18 protein-coding genes are annotated in these 20,883 nt (G+C 37.6%); 9 read left to right on the top strand and 9 right to left on the bottom strand.

All coding sequences use genetic code 11. The annotated features are described in order from the left end of the window. Positions 1 to 48 precede the first annotated feature (48 nt). The 6 genes from NYE70_RS15190 (at position 49) to NYE70_RS15165 (ending at position 5,563) form a co-directional block, all read left to right on the top strand. Positions 49 to 819, top strand: coding sequence for a flagellin N-terminal helical domain-containing protein (locus tag NYE70_RS15190; RefSeq protein WP_341046699.1), 771 nt, complete (start codon positions 49 to 51; stop codon positions 817 to 819). A 151-nt stretch (positions 820 to 970) separates the two neighbouring features. Further along, complete coding sequence (locus NYE70_RS15185; protein ID WP_341046697.1) at positions 971 to 1,342, top strand: flagellar protein FlaG; 372 nt, start codon at positions 971 to 973, stop codon at positions 1,340 to 1,342. A 12-nt stretch (positions 1,343 to 1,354) separates the two neighbouring features. Continuing rightward, positions 1,355 to 2,824: a flagellar filament capping protein FliD gene (gene fliD / locus NYE70_RS15180; RefSeq protein ID WP_341046696.1), complete on the top strand. Its 1,470-nt coding sequence runs from the start codon at positions 1,355 to 1,357 to the stop codon at positions 2,822 to 2,824. Positions 2,825 to 2,844: 20 nt separating this feature from the next. After that, positions 2,845 to 3,234, top strand: coding sequence for a flagellar export chaperone FliS (gene fliS, locus NYE70_RS15175; RefSeq protein ID WP_341046695.1), 390 nt, complete (start codon positions 2,845 to 2,847; stop codon positions 3,232 to 3,234). Continuing rightward, positions 3,231 to 3,569 carry a hypothetical protein gene (locus NYE70_RS15170; protein ID WP_341046692.1) on the top strand — a complete coding sequence of 113 codons (339 nt, stop codon included), beginning with the start codon at positions 3,231 to 3,233 and terminating at the stop codon, positions 3,567 to 3,569. The genes fliS and NYE70_RS15170 overlap by 4 nt, the downstream gene beginning before the upstream one ends. Before the next feature lie 41 nt (positions 3,570 to 3,610). Further along, on the top strand, positions 3,611 to 5,563 hold the full coding sequence (locus NYE70_RS15165; protein WP_341046691.1) for a glycosyltransferase: 1,953 nt from the start codon (positions 3,611 to 3,613) through the stop codon (positions 5,561 to 5,563). A gap of 41 nt (positions 5,564 to 5,604) precedes the next feature. Here the strand turns inward: NYE70_RS15165 and tagD are convergent, their stop codons facing one another. After that, entirely contained in the window at positions 5,605 to 5,991 is a 387-nt protein-coding gene (gene tagD / locus NYE70_RS15160; protein ID WP_341046690.1) for a glycerol-3-phosphate cytidylyltransferase, read from the bottom strand. Between the two features lie 12 nt (positions 5,992 to 6,003). Continuing rightward, complete coding sequence (locus NYE70_RS15155) at positions 6,004 to 7,506, bottom strand: CDP-glycerol glycerophosphotransferase family protein (protein ID WP_341046688.1); 1,503 nt, start codon at positions 7,504 to 7,506, stop codon at positions 6,004 to 6,006. A 198-nt stretch (positions 7,507 to 7,704) separates the two neighbouring features. On the opposite strand from NYE70_RS15155, the gene NYE70_RS15150 reads away from it, so the two are divergent. From NYE70_RS15150 to NYE70_RS15140, 3 genes are read left to right on the top strand one after another with little or no spacing between them, the layout of a single operon-like run. After that, positions 7,705 to 8,772: a tetratricopeptide repeat-containing glycosyltransferase family 2 protein gene (locus NYE70_RS15150; RefSeq protein WP_341046687.1), complete on the top strand. Its 1,068-nt coding sequence runs from the start codon at positions 7,705 to 7,707 to the stop codon at positions 8,770 to 8,772. A gap of 24 nt (positions 8,773 to 8,796) precedes the next feature. Continuing rightward, complete coding sequence (locus NYE70_RS15145) at positions 8,797 to 10,860, top strand: glycosyltransferase (protein WP_341046685.1); 2,064 nt, start codon at positions 8,797 to 8,799, stop codon at positions 10,858 to 10,860. A gap of 33 nt (positions 10,861 to 10,893) precedes the next feature. Further along, positions 10,894 to 12,954, top strand: coding sequence for a glycosyltransferase family 2 protein (locus NYE70_RS15140; RefSeq protein WP_341046684.1), 2,061 nt, complete (start codon positions 10,894 to 10,896; stop codon positions 12,952 to 12,954). Between the two features lie 113 nt (positions 12,955 to 13,067). Here the strand turns inward: NYE70_RS15140 and NYE70_RS15135 are convergent, their stop codons facing one another. The 7 genes from NYE70_RS15135 to NYE70_RS15105 are packed head-to-tail and all read right to left on the bottom strand — an operon-like array spanning position 13,068 to position 20,867. Beyond that, on the bottom strand, positions 13,068 to 14,372 hold the full coding sequence (locus tag NYE70_RS15135) for a glycosyltransferase (RefSeq protein WP_341046682.1): 1,305 nt from the start codon (positions 14,370 to 14,372) through the stop codon (positions 13,068 to 13,070). Between the two features lie 9 nt (positions 14,373 to 14,381). Next, positions 14,382 to 15,638 carry a UDP-glucose dehydrogenase family protein gene (locus NYE70_RS15130; RefSeq protein ID WP_341046681.1) on the bottom strand — a complete coding sequence of 419 codons (1,257 nt, stop codon included), beginning with the start codon at positions 15,636 to 15,638 and terminating at the stop codon, positions 14,382 to 14,384. A 32-nt stretch (positions 15,639 to 15,670) separates the two neighbouring features. Further along, positions 15,671 to 16,846, bottom strand: coding sequence for a glycosyltransferase (locus NYE70_RS15125; protein WP_341046679.1), 1,176 nt, complete (start codon positions 16,844 to 16,846; stop codon positions 15,671 to 15,673). A 30-nt stretch (positions 16,847 to 16,876) separates the two neighbouring features. Beyond that, on the bottom strand, positions 16,877 to 17,737 hold the full coding sequence (locus tag NYE70_RS15120; protein WP_341046677.1) for a dTDP-4-dehydrorhamnose reductase family protein: 861 nt from the start codon (positions 17,735 to 17,737) through the stop codon (positions 16,877 to 16,879). Positions 17,738 to 17,740: 3 nt separating this feature from the next. Further along, a complete protein-coding gene (gene wecB, locus NYE70_RS15115) occupies positions 17,741 to 18,865 on the bottom strand; it encodes a non-hydrolyzing UDP-N-acetylglucosamine 2-epimerase (RefSeq protein WP_341046675.1) in 1,125 nt (374 codons plus the stop codon). A gap of 1 nt (position 18,866) precedes the next feature. Then, the gene (locus tag NYE70_RS15110; RefSeq protein WP_341046674.1) at positions 18,867 to 19,898 is read right to left on the bottom strand and encodes a polysaccharide biosynthesis protein; all 1,032 of its coding nucleotides are present in this window, start codon (positions 19,896 to 19,898) and stop codon (positions 18,867 to 18,869) included. Positions 19,899 to 19,937: 39 nt separating this feature from the next. After that, on the bottom strand, positions 19,938 to 20,867 hold the full coding sequence (locus NYE70_RS15105) for a glycosyltransferase (protein WP_341046673.1): 930 nt from the start codon (positions 20,865 to 20,867) through the stop codon (positions 19,938 to 19,940). Positions 20,868 to 20,883: the final 16 nt, after the last annotated feature.

The raw sequence follows: 20,883 nt of genomic DNA, 5'->3' as shown, positions 1-20,883 counted from the left end.
ATCACCACAAGGACGTGGGACAATTCAAATTCAGGGAGGAAATCTCAAATGATTATCAATCACAACGTACCAGCTTTGAACACTCACCGTAACATGGGGCTGAACACTTCAGCTACTAGCAAAAACATGGAAAAGCTGTCTTCCGGTCTTCGCATCAACCGTGCTGCTGACGATGCTGCCGGTTTGTCCATCTCCGAATCGATGCGCGGTCAAATCCGCGGTCTGGAGCAAGCTCAACGTAACGCTCAAGACGGTATCTCTTTCGTACAAACTGCTGAAGGCGCAATGAACGAAGTAAGCTCCATGCTGACTCGTATGAAAGAATTGAACGTTCAGAAGTCGAGCGGAACATACAGCTCGAATGACAGAAGCAACATTAACGAAGAGCTTAGTGAATTGGGTAAGCAAATCGATAACATCATGACAAAAACAACATTTAACGGTATCAGCATTACAAAAGGTGCTACAATTACCGTAAATGACAAAGCAACTGGTTCGATTACAATTGGTACTATCTCGACTTCCGGTTTCAGCAGCTTGGGATCTACTAGTGGATTGTCTGATATCGAAACAGCCATTAATAATGTTTCCACTCAACGTGCTAAGCTCGGTGCTGTTCAAAACCGTCTGGAGTACACTTCCAACAACATCGGTACAACTGTTGAGAACTTGACAGCTGCCGAGTCCCGTATCCGTGATACCGATATGGCGAAGGAAATGGTTCAATTGTCGAAGAACAACATTCTTCTTCAAGCTTCCCAATCGATGTTGGCACAAGCGAACTCCGCACCACAAGGCGTTCTGTCCGTACTTCGTTAATACTGACTTTTCAGCAGAAAGAGACCTTGAACAACAAGGTCTCTTTTTTGTATTTCTCTAAATAAACATGTAGAAAATTCCGATATATACAGTAACAACAGAGAAGAAATCCAGCATAGACCGTTCCAATTTTATGGAGGAGGGGCAGCTAGTGGATAGTAGAATCACAGGGAGCGGACCTGTTATTGGCATTAACAACCCTAGTCGATCAAAGAACAATACCAGTGATCCTGAATTTACAGGCATAGTAAATACAGTAACTAACCAACCAATTGCAATACCTAAAACTAGCGAGTTGGATCAGCAAGAAATACAGCGGCAGTTGGAAAAGACGATACTTGCTATGCAAGGGCCGGAGAAAAAGTTGGAGTTTTCGGTCCATCAAGAAACGCACACTATTATGGTGAAGGTATTCAACAAGGAAACAGGAGATTTAATTCGTGAAATACCTCAAGAGAAGCTGCTGGATGTGGCAGCTAATATGATGGAACTAAACGGCTTGTTTATTGATAAAAAGGCATAAAGGAGGAGTATGATGAGAATCAGTGGTCTGGCATCTGGTATGGATATCGATGCAATGGTTAAGCAATTAATGACAGCCCAAAGAGTTCCGCTGGATAAATTGAACCAGCAGAAACAACAAACGGAATGGAAACGTGACGGGTATCGTCAAATCAGTACAAAATTAGTAGGTTTTAACGAAAAACTATCAAATTTCAGTTTGAGTAGTTCAATTGACTCTAAAAAGGCCAACATAAGTGGTGCATCGAATGTAATAACTGCAACGGCTACTGGAGCGGCGACGAATTCAGTATTAAACGTAAAAGTGTCTAATCTAGCTTCAGCAACAAATGTAATATTCAAAGGAACTGATGGGGCAACCAAGATTTCTGAAATTTACAGCGGTGGACCAACCGGGAAAATTACGATTAGTGGAAGCACTGAAACAATCGAGTTCAATGCTACTGATACTATTGATTCACTAGTCGCGAAGATTAATGGTAGCAAAGAAGCAAATGTAACAGCAGTTTATGATTCGAAGACGGGTTCTCTATCGTTGACGAATAAAACGACTGGTAACAGTGCGATAAACCTGGGGGGGGACTTGTTTTCAAGTACTAACACCAAGTTGGTTAAGTCAGGAGGAGCGGCTGGTGAAGATGCAACTGTCTTTATCAATGGGATTGAGACGAAACAAGCCTCAAATCGGTTTCTTGTTAATGGTATTGAGATTACTTTAACGGGTACAACACCTACAGGTCAATCAACGCAAATTGAAGTAACCCAGGATACCGACAAAATGGTTAGTACGATCAAATCCTTTGTCGAGTCCTATAATGAGTCACTAGCACTGCTGAATCAAAAGCTTGGTGAGGAAAAGTATAGAAAATTTCTCCCGCTAACCAGTGAGCAAAGATCAGCAATGAAAGAAGATGAGATTAAGCTTTGGGAAGAAAAGGCCAAAAGCGGTATGCTAAAAAATGACTCGATTTTGAGTCAGACCGTAAGTGATATGAGAAGTGCCCTTATATCCGATGTGATTCTTCCCAATGGGGATAAAGTCAATCTCGCTCAATTTGGAATTACTACTGGAAGCTACAGCGAAAAAGGAAAGCTGTACATTGATGAAACGAAACTAAGAGCGGCACTTGAGGGTAACCCAGAAGGAGCCTCCGCATTGTTTGGTCAAACTAGTTCTGCGGCTACGGTCCAAAACAACTCAGCTGACGGGATTTTTAATCGGATTAAGAAGATTAACCAAGCAGCACTGCAAAATTTATCAGATCGGGCAGGCACTTCAAAATATAGCAGCGACATTACAACTGCGTTTCTGCCACAAAGCCAAATTGGAGAACAGCTAACCAACCTGGACAATCGGATTTCCGATATGAACAGGAAAATGACTATGATTGAGACTCGATACTATAAGCAATTTACGGCGATGGAAACGGCTATGAACAAATACAACAGTACCTCTTCGAGTCTGTTTAGCATGTTATCTTAAGTAAAAAGGAGAGACTTGGCTTGATTAATTCGCCTTATCAAAAGTATCAACAAACTCAACTGCAAACTGCTCCGCCAGCCCAACTACTCCTAATGCTGTATGATGGAGGAATCCGATTTATTCGGAATGGCATCCTAGGGATTGAAGAGAAGGATTACGAGAAGACGAACACCTTCTTATGTAAAGCACAGGCAGTTATTCATGAATTGATTGCCTCCTTAAATCAAGCGTACCCGATTGCAAAGAATCTGTTGCAAATCTATGAATACATGATTCGCCAGTTAATTATGGCAAATATGAAAAAAGATAAAGCTCCTGCCGAAGAGGTGCTAACTTATATGCTGGAATTAAGGGAAGCATGGGAAATAGCCGCAAAATCGGTGAATGCAGCTGCGGATCAGAATAAATGATGATGGTTCAAGAGTATATTTCCCAGTTGGAGGATGCAACGCTTAATCTCGTCAGTCGAATCAACGAGGTTGACTATGAGGAGCTATTAGCTTTTGCGGAGCAACGTGAAGAGTTGGTGGAGAGAATCATACCTTTGAAGGAATCCTTTGCGGATCAGGACCGTAACCGACTGAAGGACTTAAGTAAGTATGATACTATGATTTTGGATAGAATGGATTATTTTAAAAAGGAAGCTAGTCAATGGTTGTTGAATCGTGGAACGATCAAGGATCAAAGATCGGCATATAATTCAAATTATACGCCGGATAGTATGTTTTTTGACCGCAAGAATTAAACTAAAGGGCTGGATATTGTATGAAGCGACTTAGCGTGTGCATGATCGTCAAGGATGAGGAAGAACTGTTACCCCGCTGCCTGGACAGCTTAAAGGGCTTAGCTGACGAAATCGTTATTGTAGATACAGGGTCTATAGATCGTACCAAGGAAATTGCTGAGCGATATACGGATTTGATTTTCAATTACACTTGGATTGATGACTTTGCGGCTGCTCGCAATGAATCTCTTCGTCATGCAACAGGAAAGTGGATTCTGGTGATGGATGCAGATGAGTATTTGTCTGCTGAGGATTACTCGAAGTGGAATGAATTCCTTGACAATGAGCAACCGCTCCATCATTTAGCCTATACCTTACCGATTATTAACTTTACAGGGGATAAAGATTATCAGGATGAGATCACAACATCTCCAGTAACCAGATTATTTCCTAATTATAAGGGGATTCATTTTGAACGACCGATTCATGAACAATTAACCCGAGGTTCTGAAGGGGAGTTGTTTCATAAAAAACTCGATTTGAATATCTATCATACGGGTTATCAGAATCAAAGGGTTAGTGAGAAGAATAAGCATGAACGCAATATGCTTATTTTTAATCAAATGAAGAGTCAAAGTAAGATGAGCGATTATGACTGGTTTACTTTAGGAAATCAATACCGGTATGCTAAGGATGAGCAACAGGCTTTGGAATGTTACGAAAAAGCGCTAAAAGGTGCTAGTTCCAAAGTTGTCTGGTACCCGCATTGCTTAGTCGGTCTCATCACTCTTTACTATAAACAGAACCAACTGCATGACTCATGGCAATGGACAGAGAGTAAACTCTCAAATTACAAGGAATATTCAGAGTATTATGCTATTAAAGGTGTACACTACGAAACGCTGGGTTTTTTTGAAGAAGCTATCGCGTGCTATACAACAGCAATTGAAATAGCAGAGACTAGAGCAAGCAAGAATCAGGAAATATGGTTGGTTGACCCAATGTATAGCTTTGACATGCCTGTACAGCAGTTGATTGAAATTTACTTCAGACTGAACAATAATCAACAGGCTATTTATTGGCTTTCAAAAATGCTGAATAAAAACAACAAGAATCCGAGGTTTCTCATAAAGCTTGTAGAATGGTTAAGTTTTAATGATACCCCTGAATCAGTGCATCAATTACTAAATCAGATTTACGATCAAAAGAACGATACAGAAATGCTGCTTGTATATAAAGTTGCGTTAGCTTTAGGGAAAAAGGAATTAATAAAGGCATATGCGCCATTTGTGCGGGACGAGAAACAATATACCAATTCTGATCAGGTACGATTGGCTGTAATCCAACAAAATAAGGAGAAGTGGGAAAGCTATACGAGCTTATCATTTCAAAAAGACGAGGACAGCCAATTATATAGATGGGTTCAAACTCTATTAGGTGCGTTAATTTGGGAGGATTGTCAACCGCTCGAAAAAATAGCGGGATTGCTAGAGAATGGACAGTTTTCCGGACTAAATGATTTCATGATTCAATTCATTTCCAAAGATGGTATTCCTGAGGACCGCCTTGTGTTAGAGAACTATTCCGAAGAGTTGTTTCTTATTTCCAAGCAACTATTTATATTAGAAGAATACGAGTTGTTTGACAGATTCGTTAAAATATTCGAAACAAGTAGCCTTGTAAATCAGCTAGCTAATTATTTTTATAGTGTTAATTTACTGGACTTGGCCATGAATTATTATTCTATTTTGTTGTCCCGGCAAGAGCTGGATTTTAACAGTCTTGAGAATTTAGGCTTTTATCATGCAGTTCAAAATTTTGAAGAGGAAGCCGTCGAATTTATGAACGCTGCAATCCAAAAAGAGCCTGGGGCCAGACACCTTTATCGATTTTTAATTCAATACTCTAAACTTGAGAATAAGACGTACTACATTGAAAGATTCAAAGAGGAATTCCCTCAATTTATATCAATATCATTCGTAGAGCAATTCCTCGACGAGCAAATAAAAATGTAAACTTAAAAGCCACCTGTTCAAGGTGGCTTTTGTGTAACCTTTTAACCTTTAAGGTTTGTTTTAATGGAAGTTGTTGAAATGTCTGGGGTTCTCGTTAAATAAATAACATCACAATAATCTCTCAATTCATCGAACTTGCCTTCCCAGTCATTCCCCATAACAAATACGTCAATGTCTAACTTCATGATATCCAAAGGCTTCTGCTCCCAGTTGCATTCCGGAATAACCTGATCCACATACCGAATTGCCTCCAGCATCATTTTTCGTTCTTCATAGGAGAAGTAGGCACCCTTTCCTTTGATGGCGTTGAATTCGTCCGTTGAAAGAGCGACGGTAAGATGGTCTCCAAGTTCTTTGGCCCTTTTGAGGAGGAGAATATGTCCATAATGAAGAAGATCAAAGGTACCGTAGGTAATTACTTTTTTCAAAATTGAAACCTCCTAGTACTCGTTAGATAACGCTGCGAGTCTCTCTTGAAGTAGGGCAGTCATTTCTGGCCGGGAAGTCTTTTGTTGAGCCTCCAGATAATATTTGATTGCATTATTATTGTCATTAATCATTTCATAAACATAGCCCAGGTTATAGAGCAGATCTTCATCCCAAGGGAAATGGTTGTGGCCCTTCTCAAAAGAATTGATGGCTTCTTTGGGATTGCCGGTCAGCAAATGAAGCATGCCATTCATAGCGAAAATATCAGGATCAGCAGAATTTGCTTCGAGATATCGGTTAATAGCCTCGTTTGCCTGAGCGAGCTGTTCTTGCTCTATCATTTTCTGAATTCTCTGCTTAATTTGATTTTGTAACTGTTTATGAGAATTGAATGTATCCCTTCGTTCCAGAATTACTGCCATGTTGTCCTGAATATACTCGTCGATGATCCTCCAGATGCGTTCTGACGCTTTATTATCTTGATAATAATGACATAGATTTCGAATCATTGTTCTTTCTGCAGCAAATGACTCAGGCTCGGATATAAATTGGGCAATAGCCTGATGCAAAGCATCTTGGGAATATATCTTAGGGCCAGGAGTCCAGAGTTCATAAGGTTCAAATAGTAGTCCTCGATTTTCCCTGTATTCATCTAAATCCGTAGGAATGAATAGAACGGGCCGATCCAGTAACAAGAAGTCAATGTAAACAGAAGAATAATCTGTAATCAGCATATCAGCTGCGCCGAGAACGTCATATAAATCCATTTGTGCCGTACTTAAATGAGAATCATTTAAGACAAGAATCCTTTGTGAACCAAATTCTTTTAATTCTTTGGCAAAGAAGCTTTCCTCAAACGGATGAAGCTTGACTACCAGTGTAATGCCATGCTCATCAAGAAAAGAAATCAGCGCTTGTTTATCGAAACTGGATAAGCCGAAGAAATTCTGGGTGTTTTTCCCGCCTTCCATTTTTCCAGGAGTCATAATGGATTGGCGGAATGTCGGCATAAAAAAGATGATTTTTTCTTGATCGATATTTAAGTCGGGAAATATCCTGTTGAAATTAGCTTTGCTGTTCGGAGAGAAAAGAGCATCATTCCGAGGAAGTCCCGTAATTTTGTATTGAGCTATATTCCCGCCATTACAGGCATTCATTGCTGTATTGTAAAGAGCGGAGTATGACATAATCATATCCTTTTTTGCCCAGTGCTGAACAATATGTTCATCAGGAGTCGATTCCTGCTTGTCCATCTTGGCCATTCCTTTTAACGGAAATCCATGCCATAAATCAATATTAACTTTATCGTAATCAGATAAATATTCTCCATGAGTAGTAATATAAACGTCGCTATGATCAATATAGCGGCTATTTTTTGCCTGTTCCATCGTCAGGAGTTCGATGTCGTATTTGGAACGTAGCTCATCGGATGCAGCTTGGAACAGATAATAGTTGTTGGAGCCTGATGAGGACAAGTGGAACATGGTTATTTTAATTTTTTCATGACGTTGCATATATTAGGGTCCTTTCTTAATGGCAAGTTATGTAGACCTATATTCATATTATCGGATAAATTCTCTGTACCTTAAAGTAATTACACAAGGTGAAAAAATTGGAAGCCAATTCTTTCGGTATATTTATTGCAATCCCTCTTGGAAATCGACAAAAAAACCGATAATAAAATTAAATGTAATTATTTAAAGAGGTAAATTATGAAACCAACCATTTCTTTAGTGATGATAGTGAAAAATGAGGAACGCACTTTGTTGCGCTGCCTTGAGAGTACTTCAAAATACGTTGATGAAATCATCATAGTAGATACGGGTTCCAAAGATCAAACCATTGAAATTGCTAGAGCCTTTGGAGCAAAAATATACAATTTTCAATGGGTTGATGACTTTTCTGCGGCTCGCAATTATGCCTTAGATCAAACAAGCTGCGATTGGTGCCTGGTCTTAGATGCGGATGAGTATATATTAAATGATTGTTATGATACGATTCGGACCTTTATTGCAAAAGGACCAGCCATCGGAAAAGTAAAGCGAATCGATGATTTTTCAGGTTCCGACGGAATTAATCATGAAATAACATATATATCCAGGTTGTTCCCTGCCAACTGTAGATATGTGGGAATGATACATGAACAAATTGTATCTGAGCTTCCGAGAATCCAAGTCAATGTGGAGATTCAACACGACGGTTACTTACAGCAAACAAAAAGCGATCGAAATATTCCAATTCTCCTCAAGGCAATTGATCAGAATCCTGACGATTCTTATTACCATTATCAAATTGCCAAAGAGTACCGAGGGATTGAAGATCACGAGCGTTCCTTTCATTATTTTAAATTAGCTTATCAAGCAATCAACAGAATGGAAGGATATGCAGCAAGTATAATAATTAACTATCTTTATTCAATTATCGCCTCGGGGCATTTGGAAGAGGGGATAGCTGTTATCCAAAACGAACAGGAGTTTATGTTCGATTACCCCGACTTTTATTTTGTTTCGGCTCTTTATTTGCTGGAGTTAATTTTGAGCGACCCGGTGCGATATGGGCATATGATTTCAACTATAGAGCAGTACTATATGAAAGCACTTGAAATTGGGGAAACGGAGAAAGAAGGAAGCGTGGTCGGAACTGGGAGTTTTGCAGCGCATTATAATTTGGGTGTTTATTATGAAGTTACCGGCAATTTAGTAAAAGCGAGCGAGCAATATAAGTTGGCAGCGGCATATGATTATAGACCAGCTTGGGATAGATTAGAATTGTATAAATAATCAAAAGCTATAGGAGATTAGCACATGGAAAAAGCAAGTATTATAATGGAATGTTCGTCAGATCACTTTGAATTTACACAGGATGCAGTAAACAGTATACGAAGATCTACCGATTCAAGTAATTATGAGTTGATTATTGTAGAGCATGGTAACTCTCCCTTGAGGAATTGGCTCAAGGAGCAGACGGATATACTCACACTGTTTCATGAAGGTCAATTGACCCAAGGGCAGGCTTGGAATATCGGGATGCAAGTTGCTACCGGAGAGAGTTTCTTGTTTTTGCATAGTGATACGTTAGTAACAGAGTATTGGCTGGAATATTTGATGCAGTCCTTATATCAAGATGAGAGCATTGCTGCCGTTGGTCCGATTACAAACTTTGCTGAGGGCGACCAAGCTGTTGAAGTTGAGTACAATACGATTGAAGATATGGTTAGTTACGGGCATTATTGCAACCGCAGTTTTGGACAAGTAGAGAAGCTCATCATCTCGGATTTCTGCATGTTCATAAAAAGGAGCATTATTCAAGAAATTGGCCCATTCGATGAGAAGTTAGACGGAAATCTAATGGCAACCGACTACTGTTTGCGAATCTCACAAGCGAGTTACAAACTCATGATTTGTAAGCATGTATTTGTTCATCATTATGGAGAAGAAAACTCTTATTCATCGAATATGGAAAGAGCCTTTAAGACCAAGTGGAGCTTTGGTTCAGAATTAACGAAAACTCGATTGGGATTATATGCGCAACTATCTAATGATATTGCGGAGCCTATTCGTATATTAGAGGTGGGATGCGGCTGTGGCGCCTCACTTCTTTTTCTTAAACAATTATATCCTGGGGCAGAAGTATATGGTATCGAGTCTAACAATAGTGCAAGAATAGTACAGAATAGAATGCAGCATCTTTTAATGAGTAGTATTTCAGATCCTAGACTACATGGTGAATCATTCGATTGTATTATCCTAAATACCACACATAATCTGCAGGAGACACTGGATAAGTGTTATTCATTGTTAAAAACTGATGGTATGTTTATAGTCGACTTTCCTAATATCCCTAATTATTCTACTGTCAGAGATTTGGTTAATGGTGGGGGATTAGGAGAACGGCAAATGACATGTTGGAGTTTAGAAGAACTTAAAGATATGTTGAATAAATCAAATTTTGCTGTTCTTAGTGTTGAACATGTAGAAATTGATCTAAAACAAGAGGAACAATTATTTGTGAGTGGCCTTAAGCGTTTAATTCAATCAGAACTGCCTGGATACTTCAATGTGAGTAGCTTTTTTGTAAAAGCTCAAAAAGAACTTGATCCGGATAAGTTGCATGAACTGTTTAATCAATTGTTTCAAAATCCGAGTGAATATTTAGTTAATAAGATCTTGACCAGCTCTCCATCAAAAATTTTGTCCGCAGTTGAATCATATAACGGCCCCATTATTCCTATTTTGAATTACTTGGCCATATCATCTTTTGAGAAAAAAGATATGGAACGGGTTTATCCACTTCTCTCCAAGGCTCATCAATTAGACCCTATTGATTCAACAACGTTACTCAATCTAGGGACAGTGTATTACGGAATAGGTGATGATGATAAGGCGCTTTATTGGCTTGAAAAGATTCCGGAGAAAACTGAGCAGATAGAAAATTGGATGAATCAACTATTAAATATAATTTTGATCAGAGAAGAGAGGAAGAGACTCTTAAAACTGAATATTTTAAGAGTCGAGCACAATGTTCAAAGGATTAGTGCTATGACGGAGTTGGCAGAACTGCTACAGAAGGAATCGAAACTAGTTGAAGATTTAGGGCACATTATTGAAGAAGATATTATAAATAAGATAAGTAGTCTGAAGTTAATGCTTAAATATTTTCACGAAATCGAGATGTGGGATTTAGCCATAGTGATTGGAACCATCTTATTAAAGTACGAGAAAGATGATGAAATCCTTTCATTTTTGGGATTTTTAATGGTGAAAACAGAAAGGTTAGAGGATTCATTATATTATTTAAAGCAAATTAAATTTCCAAACGCACAGGTGCAATCATTAATCGAGAAAATTGAACTAGATTTATTTGCGTAATTTAACATTTATATAGACTTGGGGGATATAACCTTGGAGACGGATATTAAGATCAGTATTATTTTGCCAATGTTTAATGTTGAAGAATATATTTCCGAAACAATTGAATCAGTTATAGTTCAAACTTTGGAGAAATTTGAGCTAATTGTTGTTGATGACAATTCCTCGGATCGTAGTTGTGAAATTGTCTCACGCTACACCGAAATCGATGACAGAATATTACTAGTTAGGCAAGTAGGCAAAGGAGTATCATCGGCTAGAAATATAGGGTTAGGTTTGGCCAGGGGAGACTATATAACCTTTCTGGATGCGGATGATTTATTGATGCCATCTTCACTGGAAATCCTGTATGAAAATGCAATTAACAGCAAAGCAGATATTGTTGTAGGTCATCACAATATGTTTAATGAAAAGTCTGAGGAGCTTGCCTGGATATTTAATGCCTATCCAAGTTTGAACATTAGTGGAGAAAAAACTATTTATGATAATCGGGAACTTTTTCAACTCCCTTATTGTTGGGGGAAATTATATACAAGGGGACTTCTAAAAGATATACAGTTCCCTGAGAATGTCAGCTTTGGTGAGGACCAGGTTTTTATATCACACGCTTATCTGAAGGCGAATAGGATATTGTTAATCGATTCTAAAGTATATGCGTACAGAAAAAGGGAGGGACAAGTTACACAATCCGGTCATTTAATTCCCAAGAAATATGTCGGTGATGTAATAACTGTTTTTAAGAGTGTGAAAGAAAATGTAGAAGTTTATGGTGATAAAAATCATAAGAAAGAAATATATATATATTATTTAAATAGTTATCTCATCCGCAATCTTTTTAGTTGCTTGGCCAATGGATTGTTAAGTGATAATAATTCCATTCAACGAGAGGTTCTTGGTCAATATAAAGAGTGGATATTAACACTGGATTCTGAAATATTCAAGGGAGTATATAAGAATCTTGAAGAAATTAATTATAAAATTGAAAAGATGCAATCCATTTTTGATGATGAAATCAAAAAAATATATAGAGAATTATATGATATTGTAAATCAAAAGTGGAATGATAGCATTTCTTTAAAGTATAATGGTGAGCCTTTGATTACGATTCGAACTCTAGCCTACAATGTTGAGCCGTACATTTCGGAATGTATTGAAAGTGTTTTGACTCAGAGTCTCTCTAATTTCAAGTGGGTCATTCTGGACAATGGATCTACAGACAGAACAGGAGAAATTATAGAGCAATTTGCTTTACGAGATGAGCGAATAAAATACTATAGAAATGAAAAAAATAGTATAATCTACGGTCAACCCAATCATCCAGAGTTTGATGCTCATTTTGAAAATCTTCAGACCGAATATTGGTGTTTGTTGGATAGTGATGATTATTTGCATCCTGATTTCTTACGAGATCTTTATCTGGCTGCCAAAAAGACAAATGCTGATATTGCAGTTGGAGGGACAGAGAAATTCTACGATGGAAATACTCTACGGCGAGAAGAACGGGTCTGTCCAGGGCTTTTTACGGATGATATAACCCGAATAGGCGAATTGTTTCCGTCTTTTTATTTTATGTTTAGCGTTTATTGGGGAAAACTTATAAAATCTTCAGTAATAACAGAATTACACGAATATAGAGTGGAAAACTCAAGGTTTCTTAAGCATGCAGATGATACTTTATTTTGCTTGGATCTATTAAAAGTTGCAAAATCTCTGGTATCTATAGATAAATCACTTCATTTCTATAGAATTAGAACTACTTCATATTATCATTCGAAAATTGATAAAGAAAGATATTTAGATTATGTTCGTCTATATGAAGAAAGTAGTGAGATGTTGAAAAGTTGGAATCAGCTAACTAAGCAAAATAGTAGTTTTTTAGTAGAAAAGATGTACTTTTCAGTTGTAAACTGCCTGGAAATTATCTCTAAATCCGGGGAAATGTCCATTGATGAGAAAGTTGAGAGTATTCAGCTAATGTGGGCTAATGAAAAAATGATCAATGTTTTTGAGAAAGAAGGAATTATAAATCACTTTTATCAAGAAACTCAAAAGGTTTTAAGCGAAATCAATAAAGGGGAATTAACTTCAATCTGAAACCCGGAAGTATGGTTGAGGAAAAGGGCTCCAAATCTTTGGGAGGATGGTGTATAAGAAGCCATTCTATCAAGGATTTTGGAGCATTACTTTTCTCAACTGTGCAATGCAATCTAGTAGAACCTAGGTATAAACTGAGTATCACTTAAACCCAGTTCTTTTAGTTGGTTCAATAAAATCAGTGCTGTGTCTTCTCTTTGAATAGATATGATAACAAAAGTTCGTTTTAACCTGTCTGGCGGAATACTTTTGAGTATTTCTGGGTATTGAACCGGTAAATCATCCACAAGACAGGAGTTCTTAACTGAACTGTTATCGAGGAATCCCTTTACGTTATACCCAGCGTTTTTCAACATACGAGCTGTACCTTCTCCATTATACCCGGTCGGAAATATATATATATCTTGATCTTCATTTCCAAGCACTAATTCAAGCGTATTTTTCACTACATGTTTGCAATACATATCTAGGCCCTTGTAAGAACCATAAAGGTTGATAAAATCAAATAAAGTAATCGATTGTGAAAGCTCACTATAATAAGAAATGATATCTATATTACTCTCAATAATAGAAGCTAGTTCGCACATTTCTTTTTCATTAATGGTATCGCAACGAGTCGAAAAAAGACCTATCAGGAATTTTATACGAGTACAAATGAACTTATATCGAGTACCTTTATATTTGTTGTTATATAAAAATCTCAATAAATTTATGGCAACCTTAAGGTGGGATCTGGTGTGCAGATATGTTTTAGTTGAGGTATAGGAACCATTGGATCTGGGCCGATAGCAATAAAATGGTTCTGAACACAAAGCAAAAGAATCTGAACTGCATAAAACTCTAGGGATCCATTCCTCATCTTCTGCAAAGTAGCCCTCTATAAAAAACAGTTCTTGGGAGATTAAAAAACTTCGTTTTAAAATAACTCTCCACGGTGTTGCGAGTAGATTAGGAATGCTAAGTAAATACTGTACGATTTGGTCTGCGTTACCCTGATTAAATATTTCCTGCGAGAGAGGCACATCATTAGTAAAAAATGCTCCTTTCTCTGGATTACAAATAAATTGTCCAATTAGAACTGATGGGGAAAATGAAATTAGCGTATCGGCGACTTTTGATAGGCTCCCTGTTAAATAGTAATCGTCGCTATCGCAAAAATGGATATACTCCCCGACTGCATGCTGTAATCCCACATTTCGGGCTCCTCCAGGGAGTGCGTTTACCTCAAGATGAATTACTTTAATTTGAGGATGTTTTAGAGCATAGCTATCACATATTGCGCCACTATTATCCTTTGAAGCATTATTAATTAGAATAATCTCATAGTCCTTAAATTCCTGATTAAGTATACTTATTAAACATTCGTCCAAATAATTCTGAACATTATATACTGGTATAATGATGCTTAAAAGCGGCATGTTATCACCTCATAAGAAATACCTGCAGTCTATTATGGGTTTTTCAGAATATAAAACTTTGATTTTTTTAAACTCCTCCCAAGCAGTTACAAGTACAAAAATATCGGATTCTTCACCAATGCTACTTAAATTTCTACAGTATTTTATTTCTTTAAAGCTATATTTTTCAGAAAAGGCCGCATTTGCGATTGGATCATACGCCAACAGGTTTCCATAACCTTCATTCAATAGGATCTCAATTATTTTTGCAGAAGAACTATCTCTAACATCGTCTGACCCTGGCTTGAACGATAGTCCCAATATTCCTATTTTGTCAGACGGGTTTGCGATATGCATAATCCTCTCTGCCATGAATTGAGGCATCGAATTGTTTACTTCTATTACTTCCTTTAATATCTTTGGTTCGTAGCCTTTTGCACTACCTGTGGCATACATGGCCATTGTATCTTTTGGTAAACAATAGCCACCGTAGCCACAACCAGGATACACATAAGAGGCCATATCACCACTTTCCCAGCGACGGTCTAAGTGTAATATCTCGAATGCCTCCTTAATCTGGATTCCTCCTACTGCATGTGCTATTTTAGACATTTCATTTGAATAGCTTATCATCGTAGCCAATAAAGTATTAGAAAGATACTTTATATATTCACCCGTGTTTAGTGAAACTGCAAAAAATGGAGCGTCGAATTTGCTGTACAATGAGCGAAGCATAATATCTGCCTTGTGATCCTCTACGCCACAAACGATTCGATCAGCGTTCATTGCATCTTCCCAGCATTTCCCCTCCCTCAAAAATTCAGGGTTATTGGCCACACTAAACATATCTCCAGGATATAAACCATTTTCCTTCATATAAGGAATAATCCTTTCTGATGTTGTTGAAGGGGGAATTGTAGACTTTACAACAATAACTCTATGTTTACCATCGTGTAAGACCGAAGAAAACATCTGAACAGCATCGTAAATATAACTTAGATCTGCTTCTCCGTTTTCTCCTGCAGGAGTTCCGACACATAAAAAGACAAAGTCACTTTTTCTAACCGCAGATTCTGCATCTTCCACTATATTAAACCCTTGACCTAGATGTCGAATTAAGGCTTGATCTAGTCCTGGTTCGGAAAAGGGAAGGAGCCCTTGTCTAATTAAGTTCATTCTTTTCGTGTCAATATCATAACCATACACTTGGTGATTCTTCTCCGCAAATGTCAATGCAGTGGTCATTCCAACAAATCCAAGTCCCAATACAGTAATTGAATAATTCAAATTCTTAACCCCCCTATTGTAATTGCTGGTTTCTAGGCATCAGAATATCTGATCCCTGAAAGGTAGACATGTTGCATACGAGGTGCTACATAAGAAGTCTCAAATTTGCTAAGGTGCTCCTTGTCAAGCTGCCTTTCGTGGGTACTCTCATTTTCAATTTGGGACAAAATGTGGGTGGCCCAGTACTGAGGTCCCTTTTTAAGGGACACATATTCAACAAGGCCCAGATTTGCTTCCGGTTGACATGCATCGGATGCAAAACAGTGAAGGCCAGATGCTTGAGCTTCAAGAAGGGCAATACCTAATCCTTCCGAAATAGATGGTAAAATAAAAAAATTAGCTGCAGCCAATACAAGAGGGATGTAAGTGTTTGCATCAAGCATTAGTAAATGTTCCTGGATGCGATATTCATTGGCACGCTGTCTGATCTCGGTTTCCAAAGGACCAGAGCCTACCAGGATTAATTGAAGATCTGCTCGCATTTTTGTCATTTCTGCAAAACAATCAACAAGGAATAATTGATTTTTTTGCATAACATATCTTCCTACACATATGAAGTTAATCTTATTCGCGGAAATACCCAGTTCTTTACACGCCTTTTCTTTATTCATTGAGATTGACATGAATCTATTAAAGTCAACCGGGCAGGGAACAATTTCTCTACGAATGTCCTTCGCATTCCCTCCGAATTGGAATTCTATTGCTGCTGCTGAGCAACCCCATAGATGAGTAGCAAATCTTTTGCAGAAAAACAATCGTAACTTCCTTGTTAACTGTCTCCTCCAATTTGGACGGTTCTTATCTTCTACTTCAACATAATTACTGTGTGCAATTCTGACCGGAACACGTGCTAATCTAGCTGCTATTATAACAAATCCATCAAGTATTGGATGAGCTATGTGTACAGCGCAAAATGGACCATTATTCTTTAATAATTTGTAGAAGCTTATAATTGAGTGTATATCCATTAAAAAGTTCCACTTTTTATTACCTTTATGTTTGGTATGCTCAAATAGGTTGAACACTCTTCCACCATATCTTTTAATTTCATCGTGAAAATATCCTTTTTGGGGTTTCCTCACAGCAAAATCAATTAGAAGCCGACTACGGTCAACCCCTCTATATACCTCCATAATTGCCGCTTCTACGCCACCCTTATCAACAGGTACCCCATTTACAAACAGAACTCTCTGCAATGTTTCACTCATCTAAACACCTCAATCTGTCACTCACGTATATTAATAGCTATATAGTTCTTTGTGATCGTGAATCCACTTGGCCATTTCTGAAATCATTTGGGAATAGGAGGAGATATTAAAATTAAAGTCAGATCTTGTATTGACAAGAGTCTTATTTACAATAAAATCCTCACAAGGAATAATTTCGACGTCTGTCTTATTAAATTCGAGTTTGAAAAGATTGATCAGATCATGTTTACTGATGTGTTGATCGGGCACTAATTGGTAGAGCCCGGATAAGTTTTGTTGAATTGCTGCATCTATCGCCTTAGAGAGTTCAATCGTTGTGACGCCATTCCATATCACCTTTGTAAATCCCTGAATATTTCCTTGTTGCTTCATAAACCAATGGAACAAACCTGTAGCATTATGAGAAATATCAGGACCAATAATAGACATTCTAAAAGTGAGATCCTTTGAATTAATTATTTCGCCAAGCGCTTTGGAACGGTCATAAATCGTCATTCCGTCAGGAATTGAATTTTCTGAATATCCTCCGGTTTTTCCTGAAAACACACAATCAGTACTTAAATGAATCAAACGTGTTGTCGTCTTACTAAAATGTTGTTCGAGCAAATGAGGTAAGTAAGAGTTAATTAATATCGCTTGGTGAGGTTGAGCATTACACTCCTTTTGAAGTAATCCGATTGCGTTAATAATTATCGAAGGGTCAACGTGATCAAGCCAATGCAGGAGAGTTTGAAAATCAGTTGCATCTATTCGTCTCGCATTCTTCGAAGGAGTAATACTTCGAGACATACGATATACTTGATATCCCTGTTCTTCTAGAAACAATGAAATTAAATGGCCAGCCATGCCAGTAGCTCCTAAAACTACAATATTCATTACTTCCTTAACCACCAATCATCTCCTGATTTTCCAAACCGTTTGATTAATATAGTCGGTGTAACTCATGATAATACGTACTACTTTTTTTGCCACAGAGTTTGCTTCATAATCCTTAACCTCTTGAGGGAAGGTTCTATCATCAACGTGTTGCGAAACTACTACATCTATTGCCAACAGCACATTTTCAAGACACAACCCACTCATTATTAGGGTTCCTTCATCCATGCCTTCAGGTCGTTCATGTGCTTCTCGAATGGTTATTGCAGGGAAACGTAATAATGAAGCTTCTTCTGTAATCGTACCACTATCCGAGATTACACAGTATGCATTCCTTTGTAATTGAATATAGTCTGCAAAACCTAGTGGCTTCATAAACTCAATTAGCTTGTTAAATTCAATTCCAAGTTGATCAAGACGTTTTCTTGTTCTTGGATGTGTGGAGACAATAACGCGTTTATGATAGGTTTCAGCAATACCATTTAACGTTCTAATTAAGTTATTAATGTTATCGAGTGATTCGATATTTTCTTCACGATGCGCGCTTACAACAAAATAGTCTTTATACTTTAAATTCAATTTGTCCAGTACCTTGCTTTGATGAATTTTTTCTGAATGATGGTTTAAAACTTCATTCATACTTGATCCGGTCTTGAAAATCAACTCCGGGGGAAGTCCTTCTGATATTAAATATCTCCGGGCGTGTTCTGTTAGTGTCATATTAACATCACTGAGATGATCGACAATCTTTCTGTTAACCTCTTCTGGAACGCGATGATCAAAGCATCTATTTCCGGCTTCCATATGAAATATCGGAATTTTATTTCGTTTTGCTGAAATAACGGATAGACAAGAATTAGTATCACCATACAGCAATAAAGCATCTGGACGATATTGCTTAAATATCTCATCAGACTTGATAATCACATTCCCTATAGTTTCAGAGGGATTAGCCCCAGCGGTTTTCAAAAATACATCAGGCTTTCTAATGTTCATTTCTTCAAAAAAAATTTCGTTTAATTCATAATCGTAATTCTGCCCCGTGTGAACGAGAATATGATCAGTAAACTTGTCTAATTCAGCAATTACACAACAAAGTTTTATGATTTCTGGGCGGGTCCCAAGAATCGTCATGACCTTCATTTTAAATACCCTCACTATGTTTTGAAGATTCTAATTCACCTTGGATATAAGGCAAGGAAAGCAACAGCTTCTCTAGTTCTGTGGCACTTAATCTATAGGTATTTAAGGAATTGTAATCTTCCGCCTCTGAGACTTTGTGCTGGCCTTGGATAAAGTATTTTCCATAATTTAAATCACGGTCATCTAAAGGTACCATATAAAAATCTTCTAAGTTGATCGCCTTGACCCACTCTTCCCTCGTCAATAAAGTTTCGTGGAGCTTTTCACCATGCCGAGTGCCAATAAACTCAATTGGAATATTTGCTTTAAATATATTATTCAGAGCTACCCCAAGGGCACCAATTGTCGCAGCCGGTGATTTTTGAACGAATAGCTCTCCTCCTTTTGCATGATTAAATGCGAATAGGACAAGATCAACGGCTTCATCAAGTGACATCATAAATCGAGTCATTTTCGGATCGGTAATAGTTATGGGGAGTCCATTCTTAATCTGTCTAACAAACAATGGGATTACCGAACCACGGGATGCCATGACATTACCATATCGAGTTACAGATATTACTGTTTTTCCACTTCCATGCAGTCTCGATTTTGAGAATGCCAGCTTCTCCATTAATGCTTTAGACATTCCCATCGCATTTATTGGATAAACAGCCTTATCAGTAGATAAGCAAATAACTTTTTCCACTTCATTCGCTATAGCAACCTCGAGTACATTTTCTGTACCCAATACGTTTGTTCGAACAGCCTCTAGCGGGAAAAATTCACATGATGGAACCTGCTTTAGGGCTGCTGCGTGAAAGATATAATCCACACCAACCGTCGCTGACTGAAGACTTGAACGCTCTCTTACATCTCCAATAAAAAACTTGATTTTTGAACTTTTAAATTCATTACGCATGTCGTCTTGCTTTTTTTCATCACGTGAGAATATTCTAATCTCTTTAATTTCAGTGTCCAAAAAACGTCGAAGTACTGCATTTCCGAAAGATCCCGTACCCCCAGTAATTAATAACGTTTTATCTTTAAACAAACTATCACCTCAAATAGCTAGATCATGATTTTATAGTCCTCAAAATTCAAAGGAAGACAAAAAGCGAACTTCTTCACTATTTAGTGCATTATCACCGTGAAGTAAATGATATTGTTGAGCCTCTTTTATAGCACAGGATCTGGCATATTCAATTGCCTTTGTATAATAGGGTCTTTCAGTTTTCAAAAATGCCCATGTTTCTTTGTAGAATAAAAACACTGAGCCGCTGATTTGAATTTTTTCCTCAGGTGATATATTATTCAGGAATCCAATCCATAATTGGTTGCATTCATTAACATGAGATTTTATACGCTTACTTCCCTGATCCTCGTGTTCTCTTGATAGAACATAAAGTTCTTCTTGAAAGATAATCCTTTTTCCACGAAGTAATCGAAAAAAGAAGTCGTAGTCTTGTGTAGTTGGTAAATCAGTACGAAAAACACCTGTTTTATGAAAGTGGCTTTTATGAATCAAGATTGAACATCCGTGAATAGCCCCACGCATTAAAGCGAGCAGGGGAGACCCTTCCAATTTCTCTTTTTTATATTTGGAGAGTGGGGATACGTCGTATTGATAATTATTAAACTTATCAATTATTTTATAGCCTCCCGTAACAATAAGTGTTTTGTCTTCATAATTTTTGAGTATGCTTATCTGAGAATCAATCTTTTGAGGGGTATATAAGTCGTCATGGCTTAACCATGAGAAATAGTCACCTTTCATTTTTTCAATTCCTAAATTCAAAGCGCTCCCTACGCCGCCATTTTCTTTATAATAGTATTGAATTTGATTCTTGTAGCTTATAGCAATTTCTTCGGTCAGGCGATTATCATTGGAACCATCATTAACGACAATTACCTCAATATTCGGATATGTCTGATTTAGAGCACTATCAATTGCTTCCCGTAGAAAGTTAGATCCATTAAATACGGGGATTATAATAGAAACTAATGGATTAGAACATGTCATATAGCCTTTAACCTTT

Source organism: Paenibacillus sp. FSL R5-0407, from assembly GCF_038009185.1.
Classification (GTDB): domain Bacteria; phylum Bacillota; class Bacilli; order Paenibacillales; family Paenibacillaceae; genus Fontibacillus; species Fontibacillus vini.
Note: the sequence above shows the minus strand (reverse complement) of the source record. Positions and strands in the feature narration are given on the sequence as shown.

What these genes read in the sequence shown, in the direction of transcription:
- NYE70_RS15190 (WP_341046699.1), top strand. Translation starts at nt 49, where the DNA reads ATGATTATCAATCACAACGTACCAGCTTTGAACACTCACCGTAACATG.
- fliD (WP_341046696.1), top strand. Translation starts at nt 1,355, where the DNA reads ATGAGAATCAGTGGTCTGGCATCTGGTATGGATATCGATGCAATGGTT.
- NYE70_RS15170 (WP_341046692.1), top strand. Translation starts at nt 3,231, where the DNA reads ATGATGATGGTTCAAGAGTATATTTCCCAGTTGGAGGATGCAACGCTT.
- NYE70_RS15165 (WP_341046691.1), top strand. Translation starts at nt 3,611, where the DNA reads ATGATCGTCAAGGATGAGGAAGAACTGTTACCCCGCTGCCTGGACAGC.
- NYE70_RS15155 (WP_341046688.1), bottom strand. Translation starts at nt 7,506, where the DNA reads ATGCAACGTCATGAAAAAATTAAAATAACCATGTTCCACTTGTCCTCA.
- NYE70_RS15150 (WP_341046687.1), top strand. Translation starts at nt 7,705, where the DNA reads ATGAAACCAACCATTTCTTTAGTGATGATAGTGAAAAATGAGGAACGC.
- NYE70_RS15145 (WP_341046685.1), top strand. Translation starts at nt 8,797, where the DNA reads ATGGAAAAAGCAAGTATTATAATGGAATGTTCGTCAGATCACTTTGAA.
- NYE70_RS15135 (WP_341046682.1), bottom strand. Translation starts at nt 14,372, where the DNA reads ATGCCGCTTTTAAGCATCATTATACCAGTATATAATGTTCAGAATTAT.
- NYE70_RS15125 (WP_341046679.1), bottom strand. Translation starts at nt 16,846, where the DNA reads ATGAGTGAAACATTGCAGAGAGTTCTGTTTGTAAATGGGGTACCTGTT.
- wecB (WP_341046675.1), bottom strand. Translation starts at nt 18,865, where the DNA reads ATGAAGGTCATGACGATTCTTGGGACCCGCCCAGAAATCATAAAACTT.
- NYE70_RS15105 (WP_341046673.1), bottom strand. Translation starts at nt 20,867, where the DNA reads ATGACATGTTCTAATCCATTAGTTTCTATTATAATCCCCGTATTTAAT.